The organism is Martelella sp. FLE1502 (genome assembly GCF_053484255.1).
In genome coordinates this window covers 60,902-73,622 of sequence record NZ_JBAKFQ010000008.1, presented here as the reverse complement: position 1 = coordinate 73,622, position 12,721 = coordinate 60,902, and the positions used below count along the sequence as shown (strand labels likewise).

The window sequence follows — 12,721 nt, the reverse complement described above, 5'->3', positions numbered from 1 at the left end:
CATCATGAGCAATGATTTCATCGCCATCGGCCATATCGACGACATCCCGCAACGCGGCGCGCGCTGCGTCAACACAGGTTTCGGGCGGATCGCGGTGTTCCGCACCGCGGAGGACGAGGTCTTCGCCATCGACGACCGCTGCCCACACAGGGGCGGGCCGTTATCGGAAGGCATGGTGCATGGCAGAGCCGTGACGTGTCCATTGCATAACATGGTGATTTCGCTGGAAAGCGGCACGGCGCAAGGCGCGGATGAGGGCGAGGTGCAGACCTATCCTGTTCGTGTGGAAAACGGCCGGCTCTCGATCGCGCTTTCGGCGCTCCCAATGGCGGCGGAATAGGGTAGGGAACATGGCCACCGCACGCGTAAAAACACCCGCCCGCATGGAGGACCTCGCCGTCCTGCCGCTGTTTTTCCGGCTGAAGGGCAAGGCGGTTCTGGTCGCCGGCGGCAGCGATGCCGCCGCCTGGAAGGCAGAACTTATGGCCGCCGCCGGGGCCGACGTCACGGTCTTTCTGGGTTGCGAGGCCGCCGAAGAGGCGCTGCTTTCGCTCGAAGCCGATGGCCGGGTGCACCTTTCCGGCGCGCATTGGTCGGCGGCCGACTGGACGGCGTTTGAGCTGGCGCTGGGCGATTGCGAGAACGACGCGGAGGCGCAGGCCTTCCGGGCAAGAGCGAAGGCGGAAGGCGTGCCGGTCAATGTCATCGACAAACCGGCCTATTGCGATTTCCAGTTCAGCTCGATCGTCAACCGCTCGCCGGTCGTGGTCGGCATTTCCACGGACGGTGCCGCGCCGATCCTGGGACAGGCGATCCGGCGGCGGATCGAAACGCTGCTGCCCAAGGCCCTTGCCGAATGGGCGGGCCTTGCCGCATCCCTGCGCGATGCCATTGGCCAGAGGCTGCAACCGGGCGGCCCGCGCCGGGCCTTCTGGGAGCAATTTGTCGACCTCAGCTTTGCCGGCCGCCCCGACGAGGGTTCGGCGGAACGGCTTATGACGCGTGCGACGAAGATCGCGGCATCGCCGCAAACCGGCAGCGTCACGCTGGTCGGGGCAGGGCCGGGCGATCCGGAACTCCTGACCCTGAAAGCCATGCGGGCGCTGCAATCGGCCGATGTCATCCTGTTCGACGACCTGATCGCGCCGGACATCCTCGAACTGGCGCGGCGCGAGGCGAAGCGCATGCTTGTGGGAAAACGCGGCGGGCGGACAAGCTGCCGGCAGGAGGATATCAACCGGATGATGCTCGATCTGGCGCGGGCCGGAAAGCGCGTCGTGCGGCTGAAATCGGGCGATCCCTCGGTCTTCGGGCGGTCCGGCGAGGAAATTGCCGCCCTTCGCGATGCGGGCATTCCCGTCTCCGTCATCCCCGGCATTACCGCCGCAAGCGCGCTTGCCGCCGGCACGACGACTTCGCTCACCCACCGCGACTGCGCCCAATCGGTGCGCTTCGTCACCGGGCACTCGAAAAAGGGCGTGTTGCCGGAGGATATCGACTGGCGCGCCATCGCCGACCCGACGACCACGACAATGTTCTACATGGGCGGCCGCACCGCCGGCGAAATCAGCGCACGGCTGATCGCCGAAGGCCTGCCACCGGAAACCCCGGTCCTGATCGCCGCCAACATCAGCCGCCCGGATGAGAAACGCTGGCATGGCACGCTTGTCACCCTGGCCGAGGGCATGGCGGAAATCGGCTACGACAACCCCGTCTTGTTCGGAGTCGGCAAGGTCTTCGCGCGGAACACGGCGGTGAGCCACAAGACCTCCGACGCGCGGATATTGTTTCAGCGTATTGTCGACGGTGCGCATTCATCACCGGTGATGATCGGTTAGGTCACCTTTTCGCCCGGAGATGGGGAAAACGTCGCCTTGAGATGTCGGTAGAGCTGGTTGAGCGGTTCGAAGTTTCGGTTCTGCGCGAGCGTGACGAACTGGATGTTGCTCGCGTCGATTTTTAGATCGGCGGGCGAAAGGCGTCTTACCAGACCCTCGGATCCTGACCGCGCAATGGTCGTATCGGGAATGCAGGACAGCATTTCCGTCCGCGCAATCAACTGGACCAGTGCGAATGGATCGGCTGACACTTCGACCACCGGTTCGGGCGTTTGAAGGTCGAGGCTGCGGAAGGCGTTTTCCAGGAGATTGCGGTGGTAGGAGCCGTCCGGCTGCAGGGCCCACTGCCATTCGAGCAACGCGCTTGCCGGCAGCGGGTCGCGGGCAAGCAGTGGATGCTCACGATTGCAGATGATCGTCAGCGGCGTGCGGCCAAGCGATTCGTAGCTGAGATTGGCGGCAGCCTGCGCGGGCATCTTGTCCCAGTTGACGATGCCCAGATAGCAGTCGATCTCGCCGTCCTCCAAGGCCTGCACCATCAATCTTTCCCGGGCGGAGCTGATCTTGTAGCGCAGGGTTGCGCCCTCGGCGAACATATTGGCGAAGGCGGTCGGGAATGCCTCGTCATGCAGGAGAACCGGGTTCGTTCCGATCCTGAGAACAGGGATCTTGCCGACTTCAAGTTCCTCGGAGAGGTGGTCGAGTGCGGCAACGGCCTGGCGGACGCGCTGCAAAGCGAGGCGTCCGGCGGGCGTCAGGCTCACGCCGCGCGCGGACCGTTTGACCAGCGAGGCGTCAAAGGCGTTCTCCAGATCACGCACCAGTTGCGACAGGGCCGGCTGGCTGGTGTTCAGCACCTCCGCAATCGTGCGCAGGGAGTCGTGGCTTTCGATCATCTCCAGAAGCTTGAGGTGACGAATGCGCAGGCGGTCGATGTAGATCTGGTTTCTCTGCATAAAGAAATCGTATCACTTGAGAAGAATATACGTCTATTCATTTTCACTCGAGCGTGTCAAAAATTGGACTTACAGTTGTCATATCGGGAGGTGTAAACCTAAGGGTTGAGGTAAAGCGCTGCCGACCTTCCTCGTGACAGGAGCAGCTAGCCGGATGACGCGGCGAAGCGGCTGCAGCCGGCATCATGGTCGCGGCGGCGAGCGTGAATGGAGGACACAATGACGATTGAAGCACACTCTGAGATCAGGATCGCGTATCATGACAACTGATCATCACCACTTTGACGCCTATCGCAGGCCGGACGGTTCGATAGCGCTTCGCAACGATCTGCTGATCCTGTCGATCTCGGGGCTGACGGTTCCGATCGCGCAGCGGGTCGGGATGATCCTGAAGCAAGCCAAGGTCATTACCACGGCCTATACCGGCGGCATCATCGCCGAGGATGCGAAACTGCGCTACCGCATGCTGGAAGGCTTCGCGCTGCACCCGAATGTCGGCGCGGTGCTGGTAATCAGCTGCAATTTTCCCGAAGCCGAGAGGTTTCGCGACAAGATCGCCGCAAGCGGGCGTCCGGTCGAGATGCTGGTGCTGGACGCTTTCGGCCACGACAGCCTGCGCCTGACCGACGCTGCCGTCCGGGCCGGCGCGCATTTTCTGCAGCAATTGTCGACCGCGCGTCGCAGTCCGGCAAACCTGTCCGATCTATGCATCGGGGTCGAGTGCGGGCGATCCGATACGACCTCGGGCATTGCGTCCAACCCGTTGCTGGGCCATGTCGCCGATGCCGTTGCCGGTGCGGGGGGACGGGTCATCGCCGGCGAGACGATGGAATGGTTCGGCGCGGAGCATCTTCTGGAAAAACGCGCGAAGACGACAGGCGTCATGCAGGACGTGCAGGATGCGATAAACCGGCGGATAGAGCGCGCCGCCGCCGCCGGCATCGACCTGATCGGCACGAATCCCGGACCCGTCAACATATCGATGGGCCTGTCCACGCTTGAGGAGAAATCGCTCGGCGCCGTCAGGAAAACCGGTTCGACGCCCCTCCAGGGGCTGCTGCTGCAGGGTGAGGCGCCGAAGGGGCCGGGCGTGTGGCTGATGGATCAGCCCTATTACAGCACTGAATCGCTCTCCGGATTCGTCGCGGCCGGCGCGCATATGATCCTGTTCACCACCGGTCCGGGAAACAATTATGTCAGCCTCCTGGCGCCGACGGTCAAGGTCTCGGCCAATGCCGATACCTGCGCCAACCTGACTGAGCAGATCGATTTCGACGCCAGTCCCATTCTGACGGGAACGATGGGTTTTGCCGAGGCGACGCAGTTGCTCCTGGCGCGCATCGCCGAGGTGGCCTCCGGGACCGCAACATTCGGTGAAATCCTGTCCGAGGGTTCTGAAACCATCAGCAGATGCGGAGAATCGCTATGACCGAAAAAGCGGCACCCTATTCGGGGCTGATGCTCGACAGTGACGATCACGTGGCGCTTGCCCTGACGCCGCTTGCGCCCGGAGACATCGCGAAGATCAAGACCTCCGATGGCTACCGGCAAGTGGAGATCAGTGAGGTTATTCCGCGCTACCACAAATTCACGGTCCGCCCGCTTGCGGACCAGACGCTGGTTATCAAGGGCGGGGAGGCGATCGGGATTACCACGGCGGATGTCCGCGCGGGCTGCCATCTGCACACCCATAACATCAAGAGCGTGCGCTATGGCGTAAGCTGAGTTTCATCGCCGCGTGGAGGGGGCGGGTAATGGAGGACATTTTTGGAGCGCTGTTTCTTGGGCTGAGCACGATATTCACCGTAAAGGTCCTCGCCTGGACGTTCGTCGGCATTATCGCGGGGATGTTCTTCGGACTCATTCCCGGGCTCTCCGGCTTGACCGGCATGGGGCTGTTGCTGCCGTTTGCAATTGGACAACCGCCCGAGGTGGCGTTCTCCTTCCTGCTCGGCATGTATGCCGTCACCACCCAGACCGACGCCATTCCGGCGGTTCTGCTCGGCATTCCCGGCACGTCGGCGGCGCAGGCGACCTATCTCGATGGCTATCCCATGGCCAAGCGCGGCGAGGCGGGTCGCGCCCTGTCGGCCTCCTATTTTGCCTCCATCGTCGGCACGATCGTGTTTTCGGCGATCTTCCTGGTGCTGCTGCCGGTCATCCGGCCGATCATCAATTCCTTCGGCTCGCCTGAATTCTTCATGCTGGCGATGATGGGGCTGGTCATGGCGGCATCGCTTGTCGGTCCCAATCTGCCGCGCGGGCTGATGGTCGCCTCGGCGGGTCTGCTGATCTCGTGCATCGGCATTGCCGGTTCCACGGGCGATCACCGCTATACGCTCGGCACCTATTACCTGGAGGACGGGATGCCGATCGTGCCCGTGGCGCTCGGCCTGTTCGCGGTGCCTGAGGTGATGGAACTGATGATCCGCCGCTCGCCGATCGCCCACTCGTTTTCCGCCGTGGGCGGCGCGGCCGCTGGGCTGAGGGACACGATACGGCATGGCTGGCTGGTTGTGCGATGCTCGATTATCGGCGGCATATGCGGCGTCATTCCGGGGCTCGGCGGATCGGCCGCCGAGTGGCTCGGCTATTCCCATGCGGTGCAGTCGGCGCGCGACAAGTCGCAGTTCGGCAAGGGCGATATTCGCGGCGTGCTTTCGGCGGAGGCGGCGACCACGGCGCAGAAGCCGGGCGCAATCATCCCGACCGTCGCGCTCGGTATTCCCGGCAATGCATCGATGGCGGTGATGCTTGGCGTCTTCCTCATCGTCGGCCTGCGGCCGGGCAGCGCGATGCTCAACGAGCAGCTGCCGCTCACCTTCCAGATGCTGTGGACGGTGATCCTCGCCAATATCGTGGTCGCGATCCTCTGCCTTGTGCTTCAGCGCTATATCGTAAAGCTCTGCCAGGTGCGGGCATCCATCATCGCGCCGCTGATCATCGCCTTCATGGCGATCGGCGCGACCTTTGCGAGCAATTCGTTCGGCGATCTTGTCGCCTTTGCCGTGTTCGGCGCTCTCGGGCTTTTCATGAAGGCCTATGACTGGCCGCGCGTGCCGCTGCTGATCGGCATGGTGCTGGGCGAGATTGCCGAGCCGAATTTCTTCATCTCCGTTCAGGTCTATGGCGCATCGTGGCTCTGGCAACGGCCGATCGTTCTCGCCACCCTTGTCGTGATGCTGGCCTTCCTGCTGACGATGCTGGTTCGACGGGCGCGGGGGCGCGCGCAAATCCGCGGAGGCGGCGCCGATGCGTGAACCGGTTCGGAGTAGCAGATTTCGGGATGTTTCATGGTGGTTCGGCATAGCGCTGTCGGCGCTTGCAGTCGTCGCACTGATCAGCGCGTTGAGCTGGGAGACGATGGCCGCAAGCTTCCCGATCTTCAATTGCGTGGTGATGCTCGCATGCGGCATAGCGCATACGCTTCTGCCGCAATCCGGTAGCGCTTCTCCTATGACGGAGGGGGAACAGCTGCCGCTCGGGCTGACATTGCGGTACGCGACCTGGATCGGCGCGTTCTTCGCCGGGGCGATCGCCTTCGGTTTTCCTGCCGCCGCGCCCGTCTTTGTGCTGAGCTACATGCTTGCGCATGGCGAGCGATGGACGACGGCATTGATCGCGTCCGCTGCGACGCTGGTCTTTCTGCTGGTCGTTGTGGAGCGGGTGCTTCGTCTTCCGCTTCCAGAGCCATGGTTCCTCTTCACCTAGCGGAAAGAGGCGTGGGACCGGTGCGACGAGCTTGAAGAGGAACCTGTTCGCCTCGCATCGGCCCAAAACCGGAATACTCGGGAAAGCGGTGCAGGGAGGATAAGCGCTGCTTCCCAAGGCGACCGTGTGCACCGGTTGCTGATTGAACAGTCTCGTGCACCCAAGGAGGAGGAAAAAATGAAGCTGAATCTGATTGCTACGGTATCGGGCGTCCTTGCCATATTGTCCATGGCGGGACCTGCGGGGGCCTCGGATGTGGATTTTTCCGGCAAGACCGTGCGCATTATCCAGAACTACGGCGCCGGCGGATCCACGGATCTCTTCGCCCGCACCATTGCGCCCTTCATTCAGAAATATCTGCCGGGACAGCCAACCGTCGTCGTCGAACCGAAACCGGGTGCGGCGGGCATTCAGGCCGGTAACTATATGCACAATTCCTCGTCGCCTGACGGAATGGAAATCTGCCTGTGCAACTCGATGCCGGTCAGGTGGGTGACCGTCAACGACTTCGACTTCGATCTGCGCGATCTCGCAATCGCGGGAAGCCAACCGGTCAACACCGTCGTTCTCATACGCGATGACATGAACGTGTCGAAGCCGACCGATCTCGCCCACACGCCGAAGCCGTTGCTTTTCAGCGCCACCTCTCCGGCCAGCGAGAACGCCAGCCGCTTCGCCGTATTCGCCAATATCTTCGGCGCGAAGGTCAACATCATCGGCGGCTACCGGCTGGCCGGCAATATGGTTCAGTCGGTCACACAGGGCGAAACGAACGTCACGAGCCTCAACGGCGACTATTACGCCGTCCAGAGCACGGCCATTGCCGAAACGGGATCCGTCAGGCCTTTCGGCCAGGTCGGCATTCCGAACGGCGACAGGTTTGATCCGGAACCGGCGATCGATGCGCCGACCTTCGATACGATGGTGCGCGAATATGCGCCCGAGGTGCTCGACACGCCGAAATACAAGCTGTTTTCGGCCTTCAATCAGGCGGCCGCCGCACAGATGATCTATGTCCTCGCGCCCGGAACGCCGCAGGAATATGTAACCGCCTGGCAGGATGCCATCGCCAAGGCCGCGGCCGATCCCGAATACGCGAAGGCCGTGGAGAACATGCAGACCGCCCTGCGACCGTTCACCGGAGAGGCGGGCACGCGGAAAATGCTCGACGCCCTTTATGACGGCTTCAAATCGCCCGATGTTGTCGAGGTTCTAAAGGAGATCGCCCCGGTCTATTTCAAATAGACCGATACGCCGGACGCGTCTTAAGATGCGTCCGGCAGGATTCGTCAGATCATCAGTTCGATCAGAAACGGGCCGTTTTGTTTGAAACTTTGCCGCATCAGATCGGCGCATTGTTCAAGCGTTGTCGCGCGCGCCGCCTCGACGCCCATGCCATTGGCGAGCTGCACCCAGTTGATGTCCGGTCTTGAGAGGTCCAGCATGCTCATGGCGGTCGGCCCTGGCATGGCGCCGACATTGGCGTATTCCGCGATGAGAATATTGTATTTCCGGTTGTTGAGCAGGATCGTGGTGCAGGGCAGGTTTTCCCGCGCCTGCGTCCACAGGGATTGCAGGGAATACATTGCCGAACCGTCGGCCTGCAGGCTGATCACGCGCCGCTCGCCCTTGCCGGCTATCGCCGCTCCGGTGGCAACCGGAAGTCCGTCGCCAATCGCCCCACCGCCGAGATTGAGCCAGTCATGCGCGGGTGCGGCGTGGGTGAACCGCTCGAAATCCCGTCCGTACGAGATGCTTTCATTCGAGATGATGGCCCCCTCCGGCATCAGCGCCGCGAGCGTGCGCGCCAGCCCTTCCTGCGTGGGTGCGCCTGTGGCGACATCTGGAAGGGGGCCGGGATCGGGAATGGCGGCTTTTGGCGCGCCGAGTTCGTCGACAAGCGCTTGAAGCGCCGCCTCCGAATCCTGGTCAAACCGCGACAGGACATGCAGTTGCGCGGTCGGGGGATACTGCAGCGAGGGCCTGCCAGGATAGGCGAAGAAGCCGACCGGCGGCGTGGCGTTCACCAGAATGATATGGTCGTACCTGGCGAGCATCGCGATCGCTTCGTCGACGACATAGGCAACGCGCTCCAGCTGGACGCGGCCACGTCCGCGCTGCAAATGGCCGTTCGTGTATCCGCCTAGAAGATCGGCGCCGGTTGCTTGGGCAATTCGCCAGGCAAGCTCTTGCGAGGGCTCCAGCGTCGCCTGATCGGCAAGCAGGAGCAGCACGTTCTTTTCAGTGCGCAGGATTCGCGCCGCCGTCTCGACCGCGTGCGGATCGACCGGCGGGGGCGGCGGCACGGCAAGCGGCTCGGCAACCACCCCGCCCATGTTCCATGAGGCGTCCGCCGGAAGGATCAGCGTCGCGATCTGGCCAGGCTGCGCGTTTGCCGCCTGCACTGCGGCGGCTGCATCGCGGCCGACATCGCGCGCCTCCGTGCTCGTGCGCACCCAATGGGAAACGGTCCGCGCCATGCCTTCGGTATCCGCTGTCAGGGGGGCATCGAGGGGGCGATGATAGGTCGCCTGGTCGCCGACAATGTTGACGATGCCGGCGCGGGCGCGTCTGGCATTGTGCAGGTTGGCCATGCCGTTGGCGAGGCCGGGGCCGCAGTGAAGCAGCGTGCAGGCGGGTTTTCCGGCAATCCGGAAGTAGCCATCCGCCATGCCGGTCACGACATTTTCCTGAAGGCCGAGAACGCAATGCATGCCCGGTATCCGGTCGAGTGCGCCGACGAAATGCATCTCGCTCGTGCCCGGATTGGCGAAGCATGTGTCCACGCCTGATTTCTTTAGCGTGTGCACGAGGCTTTCGGCGCCGTTCATCTCAGATCCTGTGGCCATAAACTTCCTCCATGCTTACCTGATGCGTTCATAGTTTGCCGGGTTCAATGAGGAAACGCAGCTTATCGTCGGATCGGTGATCGATGAAGGCTGGCTTTTTCTCTCAAGTGATAGGAGGACGTTATGTCTTCCACCGTTCATGTCAATCATCGCGCGCATCTCTTTCGCGTCCAGGTAGCAGTGAACAAAGGCCGAGATGAGGCGGCGTTGAAACACGCTGTTGCGCCGTGGCGAGCGCAGGGCAGACGAGCATTTTCGCGCGACCGGCAAAGCCCTGAAAATGCGCGGGAGGGTGAAGGGCGAGCTTGTGCGCGATTGCCGGAATAGCTACCGTTGGGCATGAAGAACAAAAAGCCAAGGTCCGGGCCGGGCCGCCCGTCCAGCATGGAAGACCCCTATCGCGTGATTTGCGACGCTGCGGCGGCGCTGTTTGCCGAAAAGGGCTTCGACAACACGTCGCTGCAGGATGTCGCGAGCGCGGTGGGCGTCACCAAGGCTGGCCTCTACCACTATTTCCCGACCAAGCAGGCGCTTTTCGAGGCGATCGTGCTGGACACGCTGCGCGATCTGCAAGCGGGCGCGGTCGCCGCCATCGCCGCTCACGACAGCTACCCCGACAAGCTGACCGCCTTCATGACCGCCCATGCGCGGTACTTTTCCGAGCATGGCGAACGGTATCGGGCAAGTTTCTTCGGTCGCGGCGGCGGCGGCGAGCGGGCGAGCCTCACTCCGGACGAGCGCGCCATGCGCAAGGCCTATGTCCAGCTTCTGGAGGGCGTTGTGGAGGCCGGCGTCGGCGCGGGCGCGATCACGGTTTCCGATGTCCCCACCTTCGCCAGAGGCGTGCTCGGCATGCTGAACTGGATGGCCAGATGGTATCGTCCCGACGGGCGGCTCACCGCCGCTGAAATCGCCGAATCCTACGCCCAAATATTGCTGGCCGGCGCTCTGCCCCGATAGCGTCCCCGCATCCGGACGGATTGACATCTCCCACGGCATATTTTATTACCGGCCGGACGGTAGTTAAATACGGCGTGGCTTTTGGAGGATTGGCGCGACATGGCAGAGACCGGGCCCACGGGCGGTTATCTTTCGAAGCAAGATCAGCAGTTTCGCGAGGAAATGCGGGATTTCTTTCAGGAAAAAATTCCCGCGGACATTCGCGCCAAGGTCAGCGCGGGCCAGCCGCTGGCCAAGCAGGATTTCGTCACCTCCCAGCGCATCCTGAATGCCCACGGCCTGGCGGTGCCGAACTGGCCGCTGGAATGGGGCGGCAGGGACTGGACGCCGATCCAGCGTTATCTGTTCATTGAGGAGTTGCAGTTCAACGCCGTGCCGCTGCCCTTGCAGTTCAACTGTTTCATGGTCGGGCCGGTGATCGCCGCTTTCGGCAATCAGGCGCAGAAGGAGAAATTCCTGCCGCGGGCCGCCAATCTCGATGACTGGTGGTGCCAGGGTTTTTCGGAGCCCAATGCCGGTTCCGACCTCGCTTCGCTGTCGACAAGGGCGGTGCGCGACGGCGACGATTATATTGTCAACGGCCAGAAGACATGGACGAGCTACGGCCAGTACGCCAACTGGATTTTCTGCCTTGTCAGGACGGATTTCGAGGCGAAGAAGCAGAAGGGAATTTCCTTCCTGCTCATCGATCTCGATACGCCCGGCGTCGAAATGCGTCCGATCATCACCATGGACGGCCGGCACGAGGTCAACGAGGTGTTCTTCACCGATGCGCGGGTGCCGGCCGAAAATCTGGTCGGCGAGGAAAACCGCGGCTGGGACTATGCCAAGTTCCTGCTGGCCAATGAACGCTCGGGCATCGCCCGGATCGGCCTCTCGAAAGAGCGCGTGGCGCGCATCCGCCGCAGGGCTAAAGACAACGGCGTCTGGGACGACCCGCTGTTTCGCTCGGAGGTGATCAAGCTGGAAATCGAACTGAAGGCGCTGGAAGTCGCCCAGATGCAGATCTTGGCGCGCGCCGGAGAGAGCCAGGGTCGGCCGGACCCGGCATCATCCATCCTCAAGCTGCGCGGTTCACAGCTTCAGCAACGCGCCTCGGAACTGCTGATGGAACTCGAGGGCGTGTCGGCGCTGCGCGCGCCGGGCGATGTTGCCGATCCGTATCTTGCGGCGGAAGAACAACTGGCGGCCGCAGCCGCGCTCAACAATTATCTGAATTTCCGGAAGGTTTCGATCTATGGCGGATCGAACGAGATTCAGAAGAACATCATCGCCAAGACAATTCTGAATTTGTGAGGCGCACATGGAAGCTTTGACCGACGAAGAACGGATGCTGTGGGACAGCGTCGCCGGCATCCTCTCGGAAATCGCCGATCCGGCGGAACTGTGGCCGCAACTGGCCGAACTCGGCATGCTCGGCCTCACCCTGCCGGAAAGCGCCGGCGGGGCGGAGCTCGGTCCGCAGGCTTTGATGGTATTTGCCCGCGCCTTCGGACAGGCGGGTCTCGCCACGCCGTTCTTGGCGTCGGAAGCCCTTGCCATGCCTCTGCTTGCCCAATGGGCGGACCGTCCGCCGGTCTCGGCCCTGCTCGGCGAGATCGTGAGCGGCGCGCGCATCGCCACGATGGCGCTCCATGACCTGGAGCCCGTTGTCGCCCGGCGCGCGGCTGACGGCTTCGTCCTTGGCGGCGCCAAGATGGTCATGCCGGCGGGATCGGTCGCCGATATCGTGATCGTGAGCGCCATGCTTGAGGGCCACACGGCGCTGTTCCTGCTCGATCTTCAGGCCACGCCCGCGTCCAGAACGCCTTATATGCCGGCCGGGCCGGCGGCCGATGCCGATCTTTTACTCGACGGCGTGGCCGTGGCGGAAACGGCACTGATGGCCGACGGCGACGAGGCCGCGCGGCTTATCGCCGAGGCGGAAGCGCTCGGCCAGTTGATCACCTCTGCCGAAATGCTGGGCGGCATGGAAAAGCTGCTTGAGCTGACGGTGGATTATCTGCGCGACCGACGTCAGTTCGGCCAGCCACTCTCGGGCTTTCAGGCGCTGCAACACGCTGCGGTCGACATGTATGTCGAGCTGGAGACCGCGCGCGCCATGCTTGATTTTGGCGGTCGGATGTTTGGCGCATCTGCCGACGAGCGGTCAGCGGCGCTGGATGCCGTCAAGCTGAAGATGAACGGCGCGGCAAAGCTCATCGGCGAGAGCGCCATCCAGCTTCATGGCGGCATCGGCATGACCGAGGAGAGCCTGACCGGCCGCCTCTTCAGTCGGCTGACCGCCCTGCGGATCAGCGCCGGCGACAGCCGAAGCTGCATGAAGCGGCTGCTTGCAAGCGATCGCGCCATCGCCCTGGCCTGACGGCATCACTGGACACGACTGAACTTGCAGGGGAGGCTGCGC

General features: G+C 62.9%; 12 protein-coding genes. 10 read left to right on the top strand and 2 right to left on the bottom strand.

What is annotated here, in order from left to right; all coding sequences use genetic code 11:
- Positions 1 to 4 precede the first annotated feature (4 nt).
- Together nirD and cysG are read left to right on the top strand one after the other, a co-directional pair.
- Complete coding sequence (gene nirD / locus V6767_RS09180) at positions 5 to 340, top strand: nitrite reductase small subunit NirD (RefSeq protein ID WP_448473194.1); 336 nt, start codon at positions 5 to 7, stop codon at positions 338 to 340.
- Between the two features lie 10 nt (positions 341 to 350).
- Positions 351 to 1,838: a siroheme synthase CysG gene (gene cysG / locus V6767_RS09175; protein ID WP_448473193.1), complete on the top strand. Its 1,488-nt coding sequence runs from the start codon at positions 351 to 353 to the stop codon at positions 1,836 to 1,838.
- Here the strand turns inward: cysG and V6767_RS09170 are convergent.
- Positions 1,835 to 2,794: a LysR family transcriptional regulator gene (locus tag V6767_RS09170; protein ID WP_448473192.1), complete on the bottom strand. Its 960-nt coding sequence runs from the start codon at positions 2,792 to 2,794 to the stop codon at positions 1,835 to 1,837. The genes cysG and V6767_RS09170 overlap by 4 nt on opposite strands.
- 259 nt (positions 2,795 to 3,053) lie before the next feature.
- Here V6767_RS09170 and V6767_RS09165 point away from each other — a divergent pair, with 259 nt between their 5' ends.
- From V6767_RS09165 to V6767_RS09145, 5 genes are all read left to right on the top strand, one after another.
- Positions 3,054 to 4,223 (top strand): UxaA family hydrolase, encoded by a 1,170-nt coding sequence (locus V6767_RS09165; protein ID WP_448473191.1) that lies wholly within the window; start codon positions 3,054 to 3,056, stop codon positions 4,221 to 4,223.
- Positions 4,220 to 4,519: a UxaA family hydrolase gene (locus tag V6767_RS09160; RefSeq protein ID WP_448473190.1), complete on the top strand. Its 300-nt coding sequence runs from the start codon at positions 4,220 to 4,222 to the stop codon at positions 4,517 to 4,519. Before V6767_RS09165 ends, V6767_RS09160 begins: the two co-directional genes overlap by 4 nt.
- 29 nt (positions 4,520 to 4,548) lie before the next feature.
- Positions 4,549 to 6,054, top strand: a complete 1,506-nt coding sequence (locus V6767_RS09155; protein ID WP_448473189.1) for a tripartite tricarboxylate transporter permease — start codon at positions 4,549 to 4,551, stop codon at positions 6,052 to 6,054.
- The gene (locus V6767_RS09150; RefSeq protein ID WP_448473188.1) at positions 6,047 to 6,505 is read left to right on the top strand and encodes a tripartite tricarboxylate transporter TctB family protein; all 459 of its coding nucleotides are present in this window, start codon (positions 6,047 to 6,049) and stop codon (positions 6,503 to 6,505) included. The genes V6767_RS09155 and V6767_RS09150 overlap by 8 nt, the downstream gene beginning before the upstream one ends.
- Positions 6,506 to 6,682: 177 nt before the next feature.
- Complete coding sequence (locus V6767_RS09145) at positions 6,683 to 7,750, top strand: hypothetical protein (protein WP_448473187.1); 1,068 nt, start codon at positions 6,683 to 6,685, stop codon at positions 7,748 to 7,750.
- A gap of 44 nt (positions 7,751 to 7,794) precedes the next feature.
- On the opposite strand, the gene V6767_RS09140 is transcribed toward V6767_RS09145, so the two are convergent.
- Complete coding sequence (locus V6767_RS09140) at positions 7,795 to 9,336, bottom strand: acetolactate synthase large subunit (protein ID WP_448473274.1); 1,542 nt, start codon at positions 9,334 to 9,336, stop codon at positions 7,795 to 7,797.
- Between the two features lie 357 nt (positions 9,337 to 9,693).
- Here V6767_RS09140 and V6767_RS09135 point away from each other — a divergent pair, with 357 nt between their 5' ends.
- From V6767_RS09135 to V6767_RS09125, 3 genes are all read left to right on the top strand, one after another.
- Entirely contained in the window at positions 9,694 to 10,314 is a 621-nt protein-coding gene (locus V6767_RS09135; RefSeq protein WP_448473186.1) for a TetR/AcrR family transcriptional regulator, read from the top strand.
- A gap of 99 nt (positions 10,315 to 10,413) precedes the next feature.
- Positions 10,414 to 11,610 carry an acyl-CoA dehydrogenase family protein gene (locus tag V6767_RS09130; RefSeq protein WP_448473185.1) on the top strand — a complete coding sequence of 399 codons (1,197 nt, stop codon included), beginning with the start codon at positions 10,414 to 10,416 and terminating at the stop codon, positions 11,608 to 11,610.
- A 7-nt stretch (positions 11,611 to 11,617) separates the two neighbouring features.
- Complete coding sequence (locus V6767_RS09125) at positions 11,618 to 12,679, top strand: acyl-CoA dehydrogenase family protein (protein ID WP_448473184.1); 1,062 nt, start codon at positions 11,618 to 11,620, stop codon at positions 12,677 to 12,679.
- Positions 12,680 to 12,721 lie beyond the last annotated feature (42 nt).